Source organism: Rhizobium sp. 11_C7_N12_5, from assembly GCF_051811145.1.
Taxonomy (GTDB): Bacteria; Pseudomonadota; Alphaproteobacteria; order Rhizobiales; family Rhizobiaceae; genus Rhizobium; species Rhizobium lusitanum.
Window position 1 is genome coordinate 1 of sequence record NZ_JBPWPY010000004.1, and the last position, 19,345, is coordinate 19,345.

The window sequence follows — 19,345 nt, forward strand, 5'->3', positions numbered from 1 at the left end:
TCCGCTCTGGACGCTGCGATCGAAATATTGGCGGAACCAGACCTTTCCCAGAGGGAGGGATCTGATCGTCCAGCAGACCTATGTCCCTATCGTCGGCAGTCAATCCTCGCTGTCGCTTGGCTCGCCTGACATGGGGGAGGATCAGCTGAAGTTCTATCGCGAGCGGTTCTGCACCGACGAAGCCTTCATGAAGGCGGCGCGCGGCCTCTACAAAAAGGTCGCTGACGACAACGCAACGACGTTTCAGGCTTTCGAGCAATATCTGTCCTATGTCATCACCTCTGGCGGCAACTGGGCGGGGCCGATCGGCGATTTCAAGCTGATCGTCGATAAGGGCGATCCAAAGACGCTGGTCTCCTTCTGCGGCAACGGCGTGAAGAAGATCAGTCCGACCCAGTTCGAGCTCGATACAAAGAACTACAAGCCCGATCGCGATATCGACGTGCTCCTGCTGAAAATCGTGCCGGTTCAATGATGTCGGCGCCCTCCCCATCCCTTTGGCCATCCATCCCGAGAACCGGAGCCCGCGCAAAATGAACTTCACCCCGAAGCGCTACTCTTCCAGAAACGCAATCGTCGCGCTGGCTTTTCTCCTTGCCCTCCCGTTGTCCGCCTTGGTCCGGCCCGCACTCGCACAAACCTCAAACCAAAGCACATCTCGACTCGATCTCAACAGCTCGGAATCGATCGAGAACGCGCTTAACATCTGGGAGAAACGCCTTAGCCAGGAAGGATTGATTGTGCTTGGCTACTACAACGGCTTCGCAGATGGCTCTTTCGGGCAGAGCAGCCGCAATGCCATCGCAAGCTATCAGGGCGATCACAAGCGGCCTTCAACTGGCAAGCTTTCTGCCCGGGATACCCTGGAACTGGGCGGCGCGGCCCTCGACTTGCGCAAGCAACTGCAGTGGCGCCCTCTGGACGGCTCCAAGGCCGGCGTAACCATCTCTTATCCAGCAGCGCTGCTCACGGAACGGCAGGACAACACGCTCGGCGGCGAAACCCTTCAAACCGCTGACGGCGCGCTCACCCTGAAGACTGCGCATTTTCCAAATTCCGGTCCGGGCCACATCGACGCGCTGTTCAAGAGCCTTTCCAATGAGCAGGGCAGCACGGTCACCTATCAGCTCAAGCGGCCGAACTGGTTTATCCTGTCGGGTACGGCGGGAGATCGAAAATTCTATTCCCGCTTCGAGCAGAAGAGCAACGACATACGTGGTTACGACCTGAGCTGGACCGCGAACGAAGCCAGCAAGGTCGTCGACAATATTTCGGTACTCATCTCCAACAGCTTCTACCCTTTTGGCGACAATCCGGCCGACGGCGATCCGAGCTATCCAACCCTGGTACAGCTTGCCAATCTCGCCAGCGCCGATGGCCAGGGCACTTCCTCAGGCGAGAACGGTCCCGCAAGCGACAGTGGTTCCGGAGGTCAGCCAGCCGATACGCAGGCTCAACCCCAGCAGAATGATGGTCAGGCTGCTAATCAGACTTCCCAATCCGGCGGCAAAGATGGTCTTACGGAGCAGAAGGAGGGCGCGCTTCCGCCGCCTTCGGATGGTTCGCTCGTCACGTCGGATGGCAAGGGACTACGTTTCGTCTATCACTATTTCCCGCCGGAAGACTCCAAGTTCAACTATGCCTATCAGTGGGCCGTCGACACGCACCTTTTCTTGAACATTCCGGAAATCGAAGGCCTCGACGGTCTCTTCGTGACGCCACGTCCCCTGCACTACGTTACCCGGCAATGCAACACGATCAACGCGTTCTATGACAAGAAGAACGGCGCGGTTTTCCTCTGTTATGAGATGATCGACAGCCTGTTGCAAATGGGGCAGGCTCTCTCGAAGGGCGCCTCCGATCCCAAGGCGTTGACCATCGAGTTCGTGCGCGACAATCTCCGCTTCATCCTCCTGCACGAGTCCGGACATGCGCTGATCGATCTGTTGGATCTTCCCGCCGTCGGGCGCGAAGAGGATTCGGTCGATCAGCTCGCCTCGGTCATGCTGCTCGCGCATGTGGACGACAGCGAGAACAAGAACGACATCGCGCGTGTCCTGCAACTGGCGTCCGTCTGGTTCAAGATTAACAGCCAGTCTTCCGGCAGCCCGGATGTCGCCGCCTTCGCCGACGAACATTCGCTCGACGCACAACGCTACTTCAATCTGCTGTGCATGGTCTACGGGCTCGACCCGCAAGATAATGGCGCAATCGTCGACAACGGGATGTTGCCCAAAGAGCGGGCAGCGCGCTGTCCGGACGAAGCCGCGAAGATCAATCGTTCCTGGGCGCGATTGCTGCTGCCGCACTTTTCGCCCAGATTCCAGCCGAAATCAGACAGTGATAGCGGAAACGGCACCAGTCAGCAGAATGCGCCGGCCCCGCAGCCGGCGGCGGGTGGGAATCCCCTTGAGTGGGACAAAAACAGCAATCCGTTCGCCAAATGAACGGATGATGGAAGGCCCTATGCGATCCGCCTCCGATAGGCTCAATGATCGGGTGTGCCGAAAGGCAATGTCCAGCCCGAGGGCAGATTGGCATCTTCGGGACGGTGCTGAGGAACCGCTTGCTTCGACACAGAGGCGCGAATGTTCTCCAGGGTCTCACCGGGCGTGTGGCCAAACTCGGCTTTGAATAGGCGGAAGAAGTACTTCTCGTTCGAAAAGCCGTGACGCCAGGCGACCTCGGCAATATGCGGCTGCGGACGGTTGGGATCTGCCAGCATCTGGTAAGCACGACGTAATCTTTTGCGCTGTATTTGCCGCATGACGCCCCCACTGCCTTCGAACAACTGATAGAGTTTTGCGCGCGACAGCCCGACATCTCGGCAAATGCCGTCAGGCGTGAGATTGGCGTCCAGCAAATGCGCATCGATATAGCGCAGGATTCGGCTACGCAGCATATCGCGAATCGGGCTGCCTGCTTCAGCGAGCACATGCGGCGTCGAAGAAACCGCCGCCGCCAAGAGCTGAAGGGTCGATTGGACGATATAGGGAATCTCGTTCTCACCCAGGTTTGCTAGGTTCTGGAGCAACGAAAGCAGATGATCTGCGACAAGACGACCTATGCCCGTTGCCAGCGTATGTCCATGCAAGAGCTCCGTCTGGCTTGGCAGGAGATCCCTCGGCACCACCAGGGAAATTACATCGCCAACCTCCACCATGGATTCGTTGATTTGGGCAGCATCGAGAACGAACAGATCGCCAGCCGTCTTGATGGATTGGGGACTTGTCCATCGGCAGAGAAGTCTGCCGCTGAGGACCAGCGTGAACCGAAAGAAATCATGACCGTCGGTTCGGATGTGCCGTTGGGTTCGATGAACTTCATATGTGGGAGCCCCATCCTGATTGAGCCACTTTCTGCCGGATAGAATAAGGGGGCCGAGAGAAGCGCCAGTCGCTTCTGCATTGAAGGCTAGATGATCACCATCCCGCAATCTGCAATCACAGTGATTGTCCTTCACCCAGGCGTGAAATCGGTCTTTTTTGGGAAAGTCGAGAGTGGAAAAATTGAATATGGGGGTCGAGGATATTTGCGCCATGCTTCTTCTGTCCACCGCCTAAAATGCTGAGGGAACGATCGCGATGAAGGCTGCGGTCGTCCCGACTCATCAGTCGTGTTGCACCGGCTTCGGTGCGGCCGTCGCTGCTTCCTGCTTTATAATCGTCTCCGCAGCATTCCACGCTCTTGATGCAATCGTCGGATCGTGAAAAGCTCGAGCGTCGATTGTTGCGCCATCAAGCAGAATCATCAGGATTGAAGCGGTGCGTGCCGCTGCTTGCTCTGGCAAAAGGGTCTTCAGTATGTCGCCCATCCATGACGTCATGGTTGTCTTATACTGAATGGCGATCATGGAGATCTTCGGATAGTCGGTTCCAAATTCAGCGAGCGCGCGCTCAAAAAGGCAGCCCGAAAATTCCGGAGCGGCAAACCATTTCTCGTGCCACGCAAAAATAGCTCTCAACTGTTCCTTTGCCGAGGCTGCTGGCTCAACGGATGCGCGAAGACTGGCCATGATATCTTGATAACGGCGATCGAGTACCGCGCGGATCAGATCGTCCTTGCCCGGGAAATGGTTGTAGAGCGTCATGCGGGCGACGCCGGCTTCAGCAAGAATTCGGTCGACGCCGACCGGATGAAAGCCGTGCCTTGAAAATAGGTCCGTGGCAACCTTGATAAGTTGCTCCTTCTTCGAACTCATCGGCCTCTCATCCAAAGTCCTTCAGTTACCCATAGAACAACCCATCCCGCAGCTGCAGGTGGCGGCCCGCCTTGAACACTACATACCGATCGTTCTATCTATTTTATATCGACACCGGCTCCGAAGCGCAAGCAAACAACGGTGAGAGATTTTATGACCTTATTGAGGAGCATATTTGCCCGGCTGCTTGCAACCACTGCGATGGCCAGTTGTGTTGCTCCATCACAACACGGTGCATAGCTGCCCCCCTCGCTCTATCTAGCATTACAGTTGCATATTTCTATAAACTCTGAATCTATGGGTCTCCATGATTCGGAGGTCATGGATGATGGGTGCATCAATCGAGACGACGCTGGAACTTTGGGCATCGTCGCTGCGTGACGTCAAGGCTCGTATGCGGCGACTGTTTACGCAGGAGCGAGTTGCAGCATCCGCGAACCTTTTCCTGGACGGCTTGCTGGGTGACGAGCGGCGAAAGACAGGTTGGATGCGCGCTGAGGCGGCCGGGGATCCCGGTCCGTGGCGGCAGCAAGCCATTTTGGGTCGCGGACGCTGGGACGCGGATGGACTTCGCGACATCGTGCGAGAGTATGTTGTGGAAAACCTCGCCGCCGATGATGCGGTCCTGGTCATCGATGAGACGGGCTTCCTCAAGCAGGGCAAGACATCGTGCGGTGTTTCGCGTCAATATACAGGTTCGGCAGGCAAGATAGCGAACTGCCAGATCGGTGTGTTCGCCGCCTATGTGTCCGTTCGCGGTCATGCCTTTATCGATCGAGCCCTGTACTTGCCCAAGAGCTGGACCGGTGATCCGGCAAGGCTTGCAGCCACCCATGTTCCTGAGGCTATAGCCTTCGCTACCAAGCCAGGCCTGGCTGTCGATATGATACGGCGTGCGCTGGCAGCCGATGTGCCGTTTTCATGGGTGGCTGCAGATGCGGTCTATGGCGTCGGGGACGTTGAAGGGACCCTGCGCGGAGCCTGCAAAGGCTACGTTCTTGGGGTTAAATCGGACCACCATTTCGGCTCCTGGTCGGGCAAGCCTCCGGTCGCCGGCACAGCTCAGGAGATCGCCCGTGACCTCGATCCAAAAGCATGGCAGCGTCTTTCCGCCGGTGATGGCACCAAAGGCGCGCGGCTTCATGACTGGGCCTACTGCGAACTCGCCGATCTCCATGCCGACGAATATAACGAGACGGAAACGGGCCTTTGGACCCGTGGCCTCCTGATCCGGCGCAATATCAGCGACGGCGATCTCGCATTCTTCACCACATGGTGCCCGGCCGGAACGGGCATCCAGACGCTCGTTTCCGTTGAAGGCCATCGCTGGGCCATCGAAGATAGCTTCGAGACCGCCAAGAACGAGCTCGGACTCGATCACAACGAAACCCGGTCATGGCATGGCTGGCATCGCCACGTCTCCCTGGTCATGCTCGCCTTCGCCATGATGGCGGTGATCCGGTATCGCGCCAATGACGTGACGCCCCAAAAAAGACCGCGGATGCCGCCCATCAGGATTTAATCCGCTGGTCTATCCAGGAAGTCCGGCGCATCGCCACAAGGCTTGCCCAGCGTCGCATAAAGCCCGCCTACGTCATCGCGTGGTCATGCTGGAGGCGCGCCCATCAGGCTGCCGCTCGACGAGCGCATTTGAAAGCAAAAATGCAACTGTAATGCTAGTTACGCGGCGCAATTGGCGCCGCCTTGTTGGCATGCTGATTGTGATCAGCCCCCGCTCTCCTTGCCCTGTTGGTGTTCATGCTCAACGTCCCCCCTCAGCAACGGCCTGCGTGCCGTTACAGGGTAATCTGCCTGGCCAAAGCGGGGCGTTTTTCGCGTCATGTGGATCATCTCGATTGCCGGAGGGAATGTCCTCGGCATCGACTTGAAACCGAGCATGCACCGAGTGCGGAGCTTAATACGCCGACGCTCCTGCGCAGGCCTCACGGACGCAGGTCGTGATTAACGACCGGATCGGTAAGGACTATATCCAAGGTCCGCAAACGGATACATACGAAGGTCGAAATCAAGAGGTGGCGCAGTCCTCTTCGGGTGGCAATCCAAATTCAGCCTCCGCCAAGGCCCTGAGCTCCCGTTCTTGATTTGGATAGGCTGCAGACGGAAGATCCAAAAGCGTCAATCGCAAGCTGGCCATATGGAGGAGCTGTTGTTGCGCCTCATTGGGACTCTCAATATCGAACAGAGACGCGATTCTGTCGCGCAACCAGGCTTCCTCGCCTGAAATCCACCCGCTGTACTGTAACCACTCTTCTTTCGGCGTCATGTGAGCGTCCTGGTGGGCCCGGAGAGAGCCTTTTCAGGTCAAAAGACCAGTTACATTTTCGGCTATAGTCCAGATCCAACGCTGTCAGCGATTGCCAATTGAAGGCTCTGGAATGTGGCGTATTGGATAATCAGGCACGGTACGCATGAGCTTGACGCCGGTCGTGGCGGTTTACTCGACGATGTTGATCGAGCACGATTGCACCATGCCCGAGCCCGACAAGTCCCCTTGTTCGAGCGATCATTAAGCCGGTCGATGCGTTCAACCATGGCGCGATGTATCTTGCCGACGGGAATGACAGCGCCATCCGAGCACATCGTTGCGTGCTGCAATCCAGCGGCGTTGGCTGCTTACCGGCATGGCCCGGATTTCGGGATCTGGTGTCTCTTTAAGAAGGGCGGCATAGGCTTGCCCGATGGCCGCGTCGGCCGCCTTGAGACTCGCATTGTCGCAGATCTTCTTATCGATGAGGCCGCCAGCAAGGAATGGTGGCACGCTCATCCTGCAGAGTGGCAGAAGTGCGCTCTAACCGCAGGGCACCAAGCCAACGGTGTCACCATAATTCACCGAGCACATTTGCTGGGTCTGAACGGGCTGTGGAGGCGTACAAATATCTTTTCCCATGGGGGACAGGCATGGATCGCTCTGCACGGCATTGAAGTGGATTGGATGCGCTGCCGCAGACTTCTGATCGAGTTCATTCCTTCTCGCGATAAGAGCATGATATCGTCGCGACCAATCCCGTGCCTTGGCCTGGTCATGCGAGGCGACGATCACTTGCCCTTCAGGAATCATCTTCGAAAGAGTGAGGTCGATCGGGATAATCTCCGGGGCCAACACACCTGCGTTCACCGCCTTCTGATCCATGGCGATGACATTGGCCCACTCATCAGGAGTAATGTTGCCAGCCGATCGATTGGCAATCGGAGCTCCTGCCTGTGATGCGGGCACACAACTCGTCATAACGGCCGCTGCAAACAACAGGACCGACACTCTCGTCATTACGCTCATGGGGTTTCTCGCGCAGTTGGAAGGCACCGCTCAGCCGGCGCCCGTTGGCGAGATAGATAGAACGATCAGTATATAAAGTCCATATGCGAATCGTTAGGCAAGCAGGTATCACCAGGTATCACAAGGCCTACTGCGGGGATCCAACTCGGCCGGAGTGGTTTTGTATCGAATGAAAGGAAACATATGTTTGCGCGCGGGGTAATCATCTTTTGCTTGTTGTCGACATCGGCTTTGGCAGCTGATGACAAGCCTTACCTGAATTCGAGGTTCGGGTATTCCATCGATCTCCCATCCGAGTTCAAGGTCGTCTCAGTCGCGGACAATAATGATGGCATGAGCCTCGAGTCGCCAGATGGATCGGCGAAGCTGTTGGTGTGGGGTAACAACATCATGGAACGAGATTTCAAGGCGGAGAGCAGCAGCCGACGCAAGTCGTATGCCGAAGACGGCTGGCTCATTTCCTATGAGAAGCACGCGAGCGCTTGGGCGAGCTATTCCGGCAGCCGCGGCGACCGTTTCCTCTATGTGCGAGAGATCGCGCTCTGCGATGGAGCAATGGGAAATTTTTCGCTTGAGTATCCCAAGGTCGACCAAAAGCGCTATGGTGGGCTCATCGAGAAGCTGGTGAAGAGCCTCGCAGCGCCGAACCGTTGCGAGTGAAATGGGCCTTGATGGGCCAGTTTTTGCTTCCGGGCGATCGCCGGCACCGTGCATCGTCGAAATTGTTGCGGCATCGATGAATGTGTCGATTGGAAGTGTAATTGTCCGCTCGTTTTTTGGACCGCCGTCCGCTTCTAAGTGGTTCGACTGCCATCACATTATCCGCCAACGAGCAAAGAACTCCGAAATATCGTAGGACAGCGCGACTGCAATCTTCTCCAGCGTTATCACGGTCGAATTTTTTCCGCCGCGTTCGATAGAGCCGATATACGACCGCTGGATGTGCCATCGTCGGCGAAAAAACCGCGAGCGCTGAGAAACTTCAACTGCGTGGCCAAGCCAAGCCTCGCAGCGCCCGGTTTGGAATTGATGAAATCTATGTCGGCAAAGCTCAGGCTCCATTGACCGACGAAATCAGAACTCGAGATACCCGTACTCACTGCAACGGTCCTCAATGTGGAGCGTAATGTCACGAACCGGCATTTAAATGGTCAATCCTGCAAACGATGTTCCAACAACGTACTTTGAGTTGGCCGAAATCGCAGCCTCGGGCCAACTGGGCCTGCTTGGTCAGAACGCGATGGCGATCTTGTTCGATTTTTTACGTCGGTCCAACGACAGCGCTCAGACCTTCTGTGGGTATCCTAGGGACAAGGTTCCGTGCAAACTAACTCGATTTCCTTCCACACGATGTCTACATGTGATAGTGTTTAATCCTATCCAATAGGACCTAAGAAGAGAGGTTGCCCCATGCGAAGCACGCAACAGTTCAGCGTCACATTGCCGAATGAAATGGCGCAGATGGTCAAGACAAAGGTTTCGTCGGGCGAGTATGCCAGCGAGAGCGAGGTTATCCGCGACGGTCTGCGTGCATTGCAGGCGCGCGACAAGGCTCTTGAGCATTGGCTGCGCACCGAAGGAGTTGCCGCCTATGACGAACTGAAGGCCGATCCGACCCGGGCGCTGAGCGTGGATCAGGTGCGTCAACATCTTGCGAACAAGCGCAAGCGGTCCGCCTCAGCGTGATGCACAGGGTTTACTTCGCGCCGGAAGCCCTGCAACAGCTTGATGAGCTGGAAACCCACATCGGGGCGGTGGCGTCGCCGAATGTGGCGGCACGATATGTTGATTCCATCGTAGAACATTGCGAGGGCTTGCAAACTTTCCCACAGAGAGGAACGCGCCGCGACGATCTTCGACCGGGTTTGCGGACACTTGGATTTCGTAGGCGCGTAACGATATTGTTCGAGGTGGCGGTCGGCACGGTGAATATTCTTGGGGTCTATTACGGCGGGCAGGACTATGAAGCAGATTTGCGAGAGGGCGAGGAATAGCAGAAGCTATCGTGTGAATCGCGCCTGCAACGACCTCAGACACTGTGCGTTGGACAGTGTCGGTCATTTTGGTGGGGTTGCTGCAAGCGATCGCTGCGATGACGAGGTTGAGGCTGGATGCACTCTGTTGGGTCACAGTCGCGATGGGTGATGTGTCCCTGGCAAAATATGCAGATTGCTTGCATTAGAGTTCGGCGCCGTTCGCTTTTTTCGCAGGAGCTTTAAGAATATCTCAACGACGTGTCTTTCAATCCGGAGGAGTTCGATGTGCTGTTGGCCGCAACGCCTTTCGCACCTTCCGCGAGAGTTCATCGACAGTCGCCATCACTCGGTTCACCTGTGACAGCGTGGACATGAGCTCTGGGGTATAGCTGACGACGTGATACTCGTTGCTTGTGGAGAGCGTTGCCAGATGCGCCATCGTACGCTTGCGCAGGACAAGGCCAGCTTCAAACGCCATACGCGTCCGCTCGCCGAGATCGTGCCGAGAACCGCGGATATTGGTGAGGTTTGCGGGTTTCGGAAAAGTCCGGACAGGATTTCCGGTAATCTCCGGACACTCGCCCAAAGAAAAGCCCTTACGCTCAACCGTCTGCCCTTCACATATTACAAAGCCACGTTGGTCTTCCGTCAATGGACGAGAAGGACCTGCTAACCTAGCGGTCGATTCTCTAGAATAGCGCTGCTCTTATTCATCGCCGTAATTTGCTGGCAAATGCTGCTCGACCTCCATCGAGTCGTGCAACACCCGACCAATGCCTACGAGGTCGGCATGGGCAAATCGGAAAAGAAGTAAATGGCGCGGCTGACGAACTATGCCGCTCTCATGCCTCGCACGTTCTCGGCTGTGCCGCAGATGGTAGCTGCAAACATGATCGCCCAGTTCGGGTCGCTCGACAATTCCGACGCGTTGGGGTTCAGCAGCAATGTCCCGCATTGCGGTCACCAAAAGCCGCTCGTATCTAAGACGCGCGAGTTCTCCGAATTTGTCCTGCGTCCAGGCAAGCATATCGAGGATGTCGGCTTGCGCCGACGTGGAAATACGGAATGACGGCATGGTTATCGGGACATATTCTTGACGCGCTGGCCGGCTTGCCGTCCGAGCCCACTGATAAACCCTTCGAGTTCGTCGTCATTCACATTGGCGAAGCGGCCGCCCTCGATATCCAAGAACCCAACGCGAGCCGCTTCGCGCAAAGCTTCCAGCTTGGCGACGTCAAGGGCATCGCGCTGCTCGACCAGCCGCAAGCCGTCGCGCAGAACCTCACTGGCGTTCTGATAGCGGCCTGACTTTACCAACTTGTCTATCACTGCTTCGTGGTGGTCGGTGAGGACAACGTTTCGTGTCGGCATTTTCGATTCTCCGGTCAGCTTATGTCCAAGTGCTCTTCTATCACCATATGGCATATTATGCCATATGGCCGAAATTTCAAGTAGAGGCGATCCGATTTGAGAGCCGTGGCGCCAATCAAGGCTTAAGTTTCGACGGCCCACAGCTTTCCGGGGCCGGAAGGCTCGCGTATGCTGCCAAATTGAAAAATCAAGAAATTTTGTCAACTGCGGGGCCTGATGTCATTCATCTAAAAATGAATATAAAGTGGGGCATCGATTCAGATCCCTCCAGAGAGTTTTCTAGAAGCGACCTCACTCTGCCACGGTGCAGGCCCCTACTCACCCCTGATGGGATCTCAAGAGTAAGCCAAATATTGAGGACTTGAGGTACGCTCGCCAGCCCTGCCCAGGTAAGGCGTAATCATGACGATGCCCGCAACACCTTTCGCACCTTCCGCGAGAGTTCATCGAGAGTCGCCATCACTCGGTTCACCTGTGACAGCGTGGACGTGAGCTCTGGGGCATAGCTGATGACGTGACACTCATTACTAGCGGAGAGCGTTGCCAGATGCGCCATCGTACGTTTGCGTAGAACAAGGCCAGCTTCAGACGCTATACGCACCCGCTCGCCGAGGTCGTGCCGAAAACCGCGGATCGTTGCGTGGTCCACGCCTTTGGCGAGCAAGAATGCATTCAGATAAAGCTCCATCGCATGGAGCGCCAGAAGACGCCGTGGTGCCTGGTTGGGCTTGGACGAGCCCTCGCCAAGCTTGTTGGCTGCGTCTTGGTACTGCATCGCCAAATTTAGAATGCCGAGTACGCCCGCTTTTTTTCCAGGGTATGCAAATCCATTGCATGATTTCGGCCCGCACTTCTCCAAAATGCGGATGAGATCCTTCAGCATTGTCCGTAGTTCGGGCCACGGGGCATCCACAAGCTTCAGACTGGCATCGTGCGTGACGATCAGGCAGTGGAGCTTTGCGGTGACTTCGATCAGCGAGGAGGGCCGTGTAATCCACATGACGCGTCCGGATATCCCAGCCCGTTCCGCCATTTCTTGTTCTCGAGCGACGATTGCACTGTATCCCAGGCGCCGATCGACTTCCTTCCATCGTTTCCGGCGCCGACGAAGCTCGGCTCGCGCCTGAGACAGGTGATCTGCATCGAGCTGAGGGGCCATTCGATTGAGGTCGGCAAAAGAGCGGACCTCGACGACGCCATCCTTTCCGACATTCGGAAGCATAACGACGGGAAGATCGCCGGCCTCTTCGAGCAATTCCGCCTGCAGCTTTTCTCTAAGACGGATGACCCTCATGTGCTCCTGATGGTACTCGTACCATCGAGGCCACATTTCTCTGACGGGCGTAGGACCACTCGCCTTTCGCTGCGGGGTTTCCGCGATCAATGCGCGCAGGAGGCGTGTGGCGACTGAAAGCAGGTTTCGGCGATCGATGATTGGAGGTAGGCCTTCGCACGTCCCGTGCTCAGGTTTTTCATTTCCACGCGAAATTGCAGGCAAAGTTCTGCTATTCTCAGAATCAGCCATGATCCAAGCTCCAGATAGCTAGGTTGTGGTTAGGTCAGGCAGGGCGGTACGAACGCCCCGCTTGGCCGTCTGCCAGTTGAGCAGATTCTCGATTGTAACCGGAAAACTTGGCGGAGCAATAAGTTTCGCCAAAAAATGGCGATTTTAAATGTTGGCGGTTCAATTCCGTATGGCGCGAGCGGCTCTGGATTGGGGTATTGTGGAGTTTGCCAAGCGGGCAGGGGTTTCCACCAATACGCTTGTTCGCCTCGAACGGGGCGAAGAGCTGAAACAATCAACCATTGATCATCTGCGTACGGTATTGGAAGAGGCCGGTATTGAATTTATTTCTGAAGGTGATGATTGGTTTGGCGTGCGCGTGAGACGCATCGAGAGGTCAAGCTCCTGAAGCACCGGTACCGACACCTCGACGTTTTCACTACGAATGGCGACGCGGTCGGTCCGGTGCTGAGGCAAACTCTCTTTCGATTGGAGATTGTCGAGCGCAAGTGCTTCGGGGTCCTGCATAAACCGCCGCGGACATTGCCTTCAAGAATGTATGCACGAAACAACATGACCGGGCCAACATCATTATCGAGAGCGAGACGCGACAGGCGGACTGGCGCCGAGCAAACCCTGCAAAATACGACGCCCATTTGGCGGTGCAGCGAGCGCTGAAGACAGGCGAACTGGAAAAGCAAACCTGCGAGGTCTGCGGCATCGAAGCAGTCGACGCCCATCACGACCGGTACGAACACCCATTGCAAGTTCGTTGGCTCTGCCGACGCCACCACACGCGCCTTCACCATTATGGGGAAGACATGTTCCCCATAAGATCGGTTGCTGCTCAACGCGAAGCTTAGGACCGGTGACTTCGATCACGACGGTGGCTTGTAGGAGGTCTTACGAATCTGCCCGTGATGGGTTTTCGACCTGCCGGAGACCGCTCACGCCGGATCGAACGTCCCCTCAAATTCCGCATCGGCATAGTACCGCAACTTCCTGGTCCACGCTGGGCGCTGCCCCTGTCTCAGCACAATCATCCCGTCGTCGGGTAGGCGCATGATCTCATCAGCGTTGATGAGATCACGCGCGGAGATGTGTTCCGATGTGGACTTCTTTCCCTCGCTCCACGACCGGGTGATGTATTGAGCGTCCGTTTTGCCAATCGACCGGGCGATAAGCTCGGCGGTTTCGATATCGTTGACCCCGAACACCTGGAGGACAGCGGCGTTGGACAGGAAGGTGCCAGCCCGTTTGCCATAGGTGGCGCGCAGCTGATGGATGTCCTGGAGGATCGGCCAGAGCTGAACGCCATAGCCAGCCATCAAACCCATGGCGCGTTCGACAGGAGCGAGATGGCCGAGAGCCGCAAATTCGTCGAGCAGGTAGAGCACGGGCCGGGCAGGGGAGGCTGGATCACGCGCCATATCGGTGAGGCTTTGGGTGACCAGCAACCGCAGCCATCGCGAATAGGTGGAAAGGCGATCCGGCGGTAAGACCAGGAACACCGTCGCGTTGTCGCGCTTGAGATCAGCGAAGCGGAAATCCGATCGGCCGAGCGCGACCATCATGCGCGGACTGTCGAGGAAATGGGTGTGACGTTGGGCAGCCGAGAGCACGCCGGCCGCCTCCCGATCGGACTTGCCGAGATGGCGATTGGCGGCGCGGGCAATCAGACCGCTCGCCTCTTCCATCTCCTGCATGACGGCGAGCAGCGTGGCGAACCGTTCTGGCGGAAACGTCAGATATTCGCGTAGTGTTCCCAGGTGTCGGCGCTCCGGAGATTCCGCAACGGCGATCGCGAGGATCAGCCCGGCAATGAGCGCTTTGGCCTCCTCGTTCCAATGCGCTTCCCCCGCCATGCCGGGTTCATCGAAGACGAGGGCGTCGGCAAGCATGCTTGCGTCTTCGGCGACGTCGAGGCCATTCGGATCGAGCGTATCGAGAGGGTTGAAGGCGGCGGATCGTTGTGCCGTCGCGCCGAATGGATCGAGGATATGGACGGGCCCGAATTGGGCTCGAGCGCGACCGGTGACCTTGGTATTCTCACCCTTCGGATCGATGCAGATCACCGAACGCTCGGCGGTCAGTAAATTGGGAATGATGGTGCCGACGCCCTTGCCGGTTCGTGTCGGTGCCATGGTCAGCAGATGCGCAGGTCCGTCATAGCGCAGCAGCTTGTTCGTCACCGGATCCCGGCCGATCAGCAGGCCGTTATTGGTAGCTGAGAGCGTCTGCAACTCTTTCGTCGTGGCCCAGCGGGCAGAGCCGAACACGGCAGGGATCAGAGCATCGGTCATGAAGGCCGAAAAGAAACCTCCGACGCCGAATAGGAGCGGCAGATACTTGACGACGGCAACGAGGAGCTGGCTCGCCGCCCCATGATCAATCCCGGCAACCAGATGGATGAGACCGTTGGCAAGCACGATCAGTCCGGCAAAAAGAATGCCGATGATCGCACCTGCGACGGCCATGACCGGTGCCTTGACGCTCCGTTTCAGCAGCCGGGTAAACGTCATTTCTCGTTGCCAATTGTCTCCGGCGGGGAGGCCGGCTTGAGGATGTCGTCGAACAGGGCTTTGTCACCATCGCGAGTGAGGAAACCGGGCAGCTCCCTGCGCAACCAATCACCCAGTCGTCGGGTGAAGTCGGCATCGTTGGAATTCTCCAGCCGATGGAGCACGAGCGCGCCGAGCAGCACCTTGCGCCGCGTGTCTTCCGCGCGCTCCCGTTTGCCAAGACGCGCCTGCAGCGTCTTCTTGCGAACCTCCAGTTCGGCGATGCGTTGTTCCAGGGTTTTACGTGCCATTGCTATTCCTTCATGTCGGGTGTCTGTCACACTGCTTTGAGGAAGAACGGGAATTGCCGCTGCATCGACGCGTTGCTTTCCGGCTCACGAGACTACACGGCGTTGCGTCTGCAACAACCCTGAATATATGGGGGCCTGAATATATGGGGGATGGTGCGTCTTGCCTGATCCCGGAGTGGCGTGAGCGAAGCGAACAGAATTCTAAGGGCGCACTTACGAGTTGCTGCGCAACTCAATGCTTGTTATCATCGATTGGCCGTTTCAATTCGGAAATCTCTCATTTGGCAATCTATCACTTCAGCATGAAGCCGATAGCCCGCAGCGGCGGTCGCAGCGCCGTGGCATCGGCTGCCTATCGTGCTGCGGTAAAGCTGACCAATGAGCGTGATGGGCTTACGCATGATTTTACCCGCAAGCGCGGTGTAGAGCATAGCGAGATCGTTTTGCCTGATGGTGCGCAGGCGGACTGGGCTCTTGATCGCTCAGCGCTATGGAATGCGGTCGAGCACGCGGAGAAACGCAGCGATGCGCGGGTGGCGCGGGAGTTCGAACTAGCACTTCCCCATGAGCTGAGTTCGGGTGAGCGGCTTTCGTTGACGCGAGACTTTGCCCGCGAGCTTGCAAACCGCTATGGTGCGGCGGTGGACTTTGCCATTCATCAGCCGCAGGGCGAGAGTGATATCCGCAACTTCCACGCCCACGTACTGATGACGACGCGGACAGTCGGGCCGGATGGGCTTGGCGAAAAGACGATGATCGAGCGGGAGAACAAGTGGCTGCTGAACCATGATCAGCCGACGTCACACATGCAGCTTCGGGATATCCGTCAGGCCTGGGAGAGCCACGCCAATCGTCATCTGGTGCGGGCCGGACTTGATGTGCGGATCGATCATCGATCGCATCAGGAACGTGGGCTTGAGATCGAACCGACCGAGCATATGGGCGTCTATGCATCGCAGATGGATCGGCGTGGTTTGGAGGTGTCACGGGTGCGGCTCGATGAGAAGGCGGCCCGGCGCAATGCCGAACTGATCCGTGAGAAGCCCGAGCAGGTTCTGGCGATCATTACGGCTGAGAAGAGTGTGTTCGATCGACACGATGTGGCGCGGGCGCTGCATCGCTATATCGACGATATCAAAGGTTTCCAGAATGCCTTTGCTTCCGTCATGGCGTCGTCGGCATTGGTCGAGTTGCGGCCGGAGCAGAATGGCGAGTTGGCGCGATATTCGACGCGGGAGATGTTGGAGATCGAGCAGGCCATGGTCGTGAGTGCTGAGCGGATGGAAGGCTCCTTCAGCCATGGTGTCAACCGACATCATGTCGATCAGGCATTGGGTCGGCAGGACGATGCCATCAGGGCGAGGACCATTGCCTCGCTCTCCGGGAAGGTTGAGCGCGGAGAGATGCTGCTGGCCGATCGCGAGCGGGCGATAGAGCGTTCCGGTTTGAGCCAGGAGCAACGCGCTGCAGTTCAGCATATTACCGGCCTTGGACAGATTGCGGTGGTGATCGGCTTTGCCGGTGCTGGCAAGTCCACCATGCTGGCGGCTGCATGCGATGCCTGGGAGAGGCAGGGCTACCATGTTCATGGTGCGGCCCTTGCCGGCAAGGCGGCAGAGGGGTTGGAGGAATCCTCCGGTATTGCATCGCGCACTTTGGCGTCCTGGGAATATGGCTGGCAGTCGGGAAGGGGGCAGCTTGGCAAGGGCGATGTTCTCGTTATCGACGAAGCCGGAATGATCGGAAGCCGGCAGCTCGCACGCTTCGTCAGCGAGGCCGAAGCACGGGGTGCCAAGCTGGTCCTTGTTGGCGATCATGAGCAGCTGCAAGCGATCGGAGCGGGATCTCCGTTCCGGGCGATTGCCGAGCGTGTGGGGGCGGTCGAGCTTTCGGAAATCCGCAGGCAGAGCGAGGGCTGGCAGCGGGAGGCGTCGATTGCGTTTGCGACACATCGAACGGGTGAGGGGCTTGCTGCCTATGCCGATCGCTGTGCCGTGAACTTTGGCGAAACGCGAGAGGCGGCACGAGCAGAACTGGTCCGCGATTATCTCTCCGATCTGGAACAGCGTCCGGGATCGCGGATCGCACTGGCGCATCGCCGCGTCGATGTTCGAGCGATCAATGCGGATATCCGCGTGTCGCTTCAGGAGCGAGGCCGGTTGGCGCGAGGAGAGGATGCCCAGGGCGAGCTTGGCCGCGAATTTGTCTATCAGACCAATGACGGCAAACGTTCATTCGCGCCAGGCGATCGGATCGTATTGTTGGAGAACAACCGCGATCTCGGTGTGAAGAACGGCATGCTTGGAACGGTGCAGGCCGTCGAGGCGGACGCACTACAACTACGTCTCGACGGCTCTGGCGACGGGCGGAACGGTGCCCGTGTCATTTCCATACCGGTCAATAGTTACCAAGCCTTTGACCATGGTTATGCGACGACGATTCATAAGTCGCAGGGAGCGACCGTCGATCGAGCTTTTGTGATGGCGTCGGCCACCATGGATCGGCATTTGACCTACGTGGCGATGACGCGCCATCGCGACAGTGTCCAGCTTTATGCCGGACGCGATGACCTCAAGGATATGAAGGTGCTCAGCGCCAGCTTGAGCCGATCTGGCGCGAAGGAAACGACGCTCGATTATATCGGTGCCTTTGCCGAGCGGCGGGGCCTTGCCGAAGAGTTTGGCGTTCGCAGCGAGATTGCTGTCAGCCCCTTGCATGATCGGGATGAACAGCGGATCGACAGGCCAGTCGAGACGGTCGAACCGCTTGTGCCGGCGCTGACGAACCATTCCCGCAGTGTTGAGGACGTAGCTCGCGAGAAAGCGCGTCCTGACTTCGAGCGTGCCATGGACGCGGTGCGCTCCGTTGGTCGAAGTGTCTATGTGGATCCGGACGGTGTTGCCGCGCGGTTTAGCCTGGCCATCGTCGATAAGGGCATGGACGCTCAGGTGTTGGCGAAATCGGTCGCCGAGCGGCCCCAGCGGTTCGGGGAACTGCATGGCAAGTCCGGGCTTCTTGGTGACAACAAGGAGCGTAACGCTGCACGTCACTATGCCAGAGCGCTCGGCAATCATGTAGCATCGGCAGGTCAGGTCTGGGAACGGCGGCTGGAGGCTGAACGCCAATCCGAGGTCTGGAGCCGCGAAAAGCGCGATGTCGTCGAGATTCCTGGGCTTACCCCAATCAGCGAAGCCCTCCTCAAGCAGCTCGATGGATTGCCTCAGGCAGAGAAGTCTAAATTCCTCGAACAGCTATCGGGCACGCCGGAAGGAAAGCAGGCTCTCGATGAGGCGAAGACGATCGTCCAGGCGCTTGAGCAACGGTTCGGCAGTTCCGATCCGCGCGCGTTGAAGAAAGAGAGCCTGCGGCTCGGGCCAGAGGTCACCGACAAGCTCGATCGTATCGAGGCTGTCGCTCGTATAGCCGATCGAGCCCGGAGGGCCGAGCTATCACGTCAATACGAGTTAAAGCGCACCCTTAACAAAGGGCTGGGATTGGGGATGTAGATAGCTGGCAAGTGAGCGTCCCGGGTTAAGGCACCAGGCCACTTGGCTTCGGCTGTCCCGACCCTTTTGCAGGCGAGGAGGGGGTCTGCTGTTGCTGGCGGAATCCCCAACCGTCGCATTCATTGAAATTGTCGCTGCTTTTTCTGCTCGCCAGTCTGGAACAAGGAGATCGCTATGGTGAAGCTTGCATATGGTTTAGGAGGACTGCTCGTTCTGATCGGTCTCGTCTGGATGGGTCAGGGGAGCGGGTATTTTCCATATCCGGCCGAGAGCTTCATGATCGATCAGGCGCCCTGGATTTATCGGGGAGCTCTGGTCGCCATTGTCGGCATTGTGGTGATCGTGCTGGCGCGACGCAAGCGGCCGCTCCCGTGATTGCTCCTGTTCACTAGTGTCGCAGGAACCATTTCCCCGCGTGTCTGGGTGGTGAAAACGGATCGCCAGGCGTCTCCCAGGTTTGGCTGCCCTCCGCGTGGGGGCATCGGTATCGGTTTGGGCCCCATTCTCATGCGTATGCTAAACACAGCCAGTTTGTCTTTCGGATTGTTGATGGACGGCTGCATACCCGCAATGAGCATACAGGGGCTTGGGCCATCGGCTGGAACGCGCCAAGAGCGACCAGTCCGGTTGTCGCGAAACAGCCTATTCTGCGATGTCACGGAAATCAGGACAACGATTGT

The 19,345-nt window shown here is 57.5% G+C and carries 21 protein-coding genes; 10 read left to right on the forward strand and 11 right to left on the reverse strand.

Annotated elements, in window-relative coordinates; all coding sequences use genetic code 11:
* Window positions 1-475, forward strand: a 475-nt coding sequence (locus AB8B29_RS35130) for a DUF4424 family protein (protein WP_439007148.1), incomplete at its 5' end; no start/stop codon positions are given.
* Between the two features lie 58 nt (window positions 476-533).
* Window positions 534-2,447 (forward strand): DUF4344 domain-containing metallopeptidase, encoded by a 1,914-nt coding sequence (locus tag AB8B29_RS35135; RefSeq protein WP_439007149.1) that lies wholly within the window; start codon window positions 534-536, stop codon window positions 2,445-2,447.
* A gap of 41 nt (window positions 2,448-2,488) precedes the next feature.
* Here AB8B29_RS35135 and AB8B29_RS35140 read toward each other — a convergent pair whose 3' ends face one another.
* The gene (locus AB8B29_RS35140) at window positions 2,489-3,541 is read right to left on the reverse strand and encodes a helix-turn-helix domain-containing protein (RefSeq protein ID WP_439007150.1); all 1,053 of its coding nucleotides are present in this window, start codon (window positions 3,539-3,541) and stop codon (window positions 2,489-2,491) included.
* A 69-nt stretch (window positions 3,542-3,610) separates the two neighbouring features.
* Entirely contained in the window at window positions 3,611-4,201 is a 591-nt protein-coding gene (locus AB8B29_RS35145) for a TetR/AcrR family transcriptional regulator (RefSeq protein WP_439007151.1), read from the reverse strand.
* A 307-nt stretch (window positions 4,202-4,508) separates the two neighbouring features.
* Here AB8B29_RS35145 and AB8B29_RS35150 point away from each other — a divergent pair, with 307 nt between their 5' ends.
* Entirely contained in the window at window positions 4,509-5,723 is a 1,215-nt protein-coding gene (locus AB8B29_RS35150; RefSeq protein ID WP_439006094.1) for an IS701 family transposase, read from the forward strand.
* 504 nt (window positions 5,724-6,227) lie between these two features.
* Here the strand turns inward: AB8B29_RS35150 and AB8B29_RS35155 are convergent.
* From AB8B29_RS35155 to AB8B29_RS35165, 3 genes are all read right to left on the reverse strand, one after another.
* A complete protein-coding gene (locus AB8B29_RS35155; protein WP_113134428.1) occupies window positions 6,228-6,485 on the reverse strand; it encodes a hypothetical protein in 258 nt (85 codons plus the stop codon).
* 261 nt (window positions 6,486-6,746) lie between these two features.
* A complete protein-coding gene (locus tag AB8B29_RS35160; protein WP_113134427.1) occupies window positions 6,747-6,986 on the reverse strand; it encodes a lysozyme inhibitor LprI family protein in 240 nt (79 codons plus the stop codon).
* 24 nt (window positions 6,987-7,010) lie between these two features.
* On the reverse strand, window positions 7,011-7,496 hold the full coding sequence (locus AB8B29_RS35165; protein ID WP_439007152.1) for a hypothetical protein: 486 nt from the start codon (window positions 7,494-7,496) through the stop codon (window positions 7,011-7,013).
* Between the two features lie 183 nt (window positions 7,497-7,679).
* Between AB8B29_RS35165 and AB8B29_RS35170 the strand changes: the two genes are divergently transcribed.
* The 3 genes from AB8B29_RS35170 (at window position 7,680) to AB8B29_RS35180 (ending at window position 9,490) form a co-directional block, all read left to right on the forward strand.
* Complete coding sequence (locus tag AB8B29_RS35170) at window positions 7,680-8,156, forward strand: hypothetical protein (protein WP_439007153.1); 477 nt, start codon at window positions 7,680-7,682, stop codon at window positions 8,154-8,156.
* A gap of 750 nt (window positions 8,157-8,906) precedes the next feature.
* Entirely contained in the window at window positions 8,907-9,182 is a 276-nt protein-coding gene (locus tag AB8B29_RS35175) for a type II toxin-antitoxin system ParD family antitoxin (protein ID WP_112441224.1), read from the forward strand.
* The gene (locus tag AB8B29_RS35180; RefSeq protein ID WP_439007154.1) at window positions 9,179-9,490 is read left to right on the forward strand and encodes a type II toxin-antitoxin system RelE/ParE family toxin; all 312 of its coding nucleotides are present in this window, start codon (window positions 9,179-9,181) and stop codon (window positions 9,488-9,490) included. The genes AB8B29_RS35175 and AB8B29_RS35180 overlap by 4 nt, the downstream gene beginning before the upstream one ends.
* Window positions 9,491-9,737: 247 nt before the next feature.
* Here the strand turns inward: AB8B29_RS35180 and AB8B29_RS35185 are convergent, their stop codons facing one another.
* The 4 genes from AB8B29_RS35185 to AB8B29_RS35200 all read right to left on the reverse strand — a co-directional run bounded on the left by AB8B29_RS35185 (window position 9,738) and on the right by AB8B29_RS35200 (window position 12,368).
* Complete coding sequence (locus AB8B29_RS35185) at window positions 9,738-9,950, reverse strand: hypothetical protein (protein ID WP_439007155.1); 213 nt, start codon at window positions 9,948-9,950, stop codon at window positions 9,738-9,740.
* Between the two features lie 228 nt (window positions 9,951-10,178).
* Window positions 10,179-10,547 carry a type II toxin-antitoxin system RelE/ParE family toxin gene (locus AB8B29_RS35190; protein WP_439007156.1) on the reverse strand — a complete coding sequence of 123 codons (369 nt, stop codon included), beginning with the start codon at window positions 10,545-10,547 and terminating at the stop codon, window positions 10,179-10,181.
* 2 nt (window positions 10,548-10,549) lie between these two features.
* The gene (locus AB8B29_RS35195; protein WP_113134420.1) at window positions 10,550-10,843 is read right to left on the reverse strand and encodes a type II toxin-antitoxin system ParD family antitoxin; all 294 of its coding nucleotides are present in this window, start codon (window positions 10,841-10,843) and stop codon (window positions 10,550-10,552) included.
* 400 nt (window positions 10,844-11,243) lie between these two features.
* On the reverse strand, window positions 11,244-12,368 hold the full coding sequence (locus AB8B29_RS35200) for a hypothetical protein (protein ID WP_439007157.1): 1,125 nt from the start codon (window positions 12,366-12,368) through the stop codon (window positions 11,244-11,246).
* Window positions 12,369-12,516: 148 nt separating this feature from the next.
* Between AB8B29_RS35200 and AB8B29_RS35205 the strand changes: the two genes are divergently transcribed.
* Entirely contained in the window at window positions 12,517-12,756 is a 240-nt protein-coding gene (locus AB8B29_RS35205) for a transcriptional regulator (RefSeq protein ID WP_439007158.1), read from the forward strand.
* A gap of 181 nt (window positions 12,757-12,937) precedes the next feature.
* Window positions 12,938-13,210: a hypothetical protein gene (locus AB8B29_RS35210; RefSeq protein ID WP_439007320.1), complete on the forward strand. Its 273-nt coding sequence runs from the start codon at window positions 12,938-12,940 to the stop codon at window positions 13,208-13,210.
* An 84-nt stretch (window positions 13,211-13,294) separates the two neighbouring features.
* On the opposite strand, the gene AB8B29_RS35215 is transcribed toward AB8B29_RS35210, so the two are convergent.
* Window positions 13,295-14,869, reverse strand: coding sequence for a type IV secretory system conjugative DNA transfer family protein (locus AB8B29_RS35215; RefSeq protein ID WP_439007159.1), 1,575 nt, complete (start codon window positions 14,867-14,869; stop codon window positions 13,295-13,297).
* The gene (locus AB8B29_RS35220; protein WP_112441216.1) at window positions 14,866-15,159 is read right to left on the reverse strand and encodes a mobilization protein; all 294 of its coding nucleotides are present in this window, start codon (window positions 15,157-15,159) and stop codon (window positions 14,866-14,868) included. The genes AB8B29_RS35215 and AB8B29_RS35220 overlap by 4 nt, the downstream gene beginning before the upstream one ends.
* Before the next feature lie 281 nt (window positions 15,160-15,440).
* Between AB8B29_RS35220 and traA the strand changes: the two genes are divergently transcribed.
* Both traA and AB8B29_RS35230 read left to right on the forward strand, forming a co-directional pair.
* Entirely contained in the window at window positions 15,441-18,665 is a 3,225-nt protein-coding gene (gene traA / locus AB8B29_RS35225; RefSeq protein ID WP_439007160.1) for a Ti-type conjugative transfer relaxase TraA, read from the forward strand.
* A 174-nt stretch (window positions 18,666-18,839) separates the two neighbouring features.
* On the forward strand, window positions 18,840-19,040 hold the full coding sequence (locus tag AB8B29_RS35230) for a hypothetical protein (protein ID WP_439007161.1): 201 nt from the start codon (window positions 18,840-18,842) through the stop codon (window positions 19,038-19,040).
* Window positions 19,041-19,345: the final 305 nt, after the last annotated feature.

What these genes read in the sequence shown, in the direction of transcription:
- AB8B29_RS35135 (WP_439007149.1), top strand. Translation starts at nt 534, where the DNA reads ATGAACTTCACCCCGAAGCGCTACTCTTCCAGAAACGCAATCGTCGCG.
- AB8B29_RS35140 (WP_439007150.1), bottom strand. Translation starts at nt 3,541, where the DNA reads ATGGCGCAAATATCCTCGACCCCCATATTCAATTTTTCCACTCTCGAC.
- AB8B29_RS35145 (WP_439007151.1), bottom strand. Translation starts at nt 4,201, where the DNA reads ATGAGTTCGAAGAAGGAGCAACTTATCAAGGTTGCCACGGACCTATTT.
- AB8B29_RS35150 (WP_439006094.1), top strand. Translation starts at nt 4,509, where the DNA reads ATGATTCGGAGGTCATGGATGATGGGTGCATCAATCGAGACGACGCTG.
- AB8B29_RS35155 (WP_113134428.1), bottom strand. Translation starts at nt 6,485, where the DNA reads ATGACGCCGAAAGAAGAGTGGTTACAGTACAGCGGGTGGATTTCAGGC.
- AB8B29_RS35160 (WP_113134427.1), bottom strand. Translation starts at nt 6,986, where the DNA reads ATGAGCGTGCCACCATTCCTTGCTGGCGGCCTCATCGATAAGAAGATC.
- AB8B29_RS35165 (WP_439007152.1), bottom strand. Translation starts at nt 7,496, where the DNA reads ATGAGCGTAATGACGAGAGTGTCGGTCCTGTTGTTTGCAGCGGCCGTT.
- AB8B29_RS35170 (WP_439007153.1), top strand. Translation starts at nt 7,680, where the DNA reads ATGTTTGCGCGCGGGGTAATCATCTTTTGCTTGTTGTCGACATCGGCT.
- AB8B29_RS35175 (WP_112441224.1), top strand. Translation starts at nt 8,907, where the DNA reads ATGCGAAGCACGCAACAGTTCAGCGTCACATTGCCGAATGAAATGGCG.
- AB8B29_RS35185 (WP_439007155.1), bottom strand. Translation starts at nt 9,950, where the DNA reads ATGGCGTTTGAAGCTGGCCTTGTCCTGCGCAAGCGTACGATGGCGCAT.
- AB8B29_RS35190 (WP_439007156.1), bottom strand. Translation starts at nt 10,547, where the DNA reads ATGCCGTCATTCCGTATTTCCACGTCGGCGCAAGCCGACATCCTCGAT.
- AB8B29_RS35195 (WP_113134420.1), bottom strand. Translation starts at nt 10,843, where the DNA reads ATGCCGACACGAAACGTTGTCCTCACCGACCACCACGAAGCAGTGATA.
- AB8B29_RS35200 (WP_439007157.1), bottom strand. Translation starts at nt 12,368, where the DNA reads ATGGCTGATTCTGAGAATAGCAGAACTTTGCCTGCAATTTCGCGTGGA.
- AB8B29_RS35205 (WP_439007158.1), top strand. Translation starts at nt 12,517, where the DNA reads ATGTTGGCGGTTCAATTCCGTATGGCGCGAGCGGCTCTGGATTGGGGT.
- AB8B29_RS35215 (WP_439007159.1), bottom strand. Translation starts at nt 14,869, where the DNA reads ATGACGTTTACCCGGCTGCTGAAACGGAGCGTCAAGGCACCGGTCATG.
- AB8B29_RS35220 (WP_112441216.1), bottom strand. Translation starts at nt 15,159, where the DNA reads ATGGCACGTAAAACCCTGGAACAACGCATCGCCGAACTGGAGGTTCGC.
- AB8B29_RS35230 (WP_439007161.1), top strand. Translation starts at nt 18,840, where the DNA reads ATGGTGAAGCTTGCATATGGTTTAGGAGGACTGCTCGTTCTGATCGGT.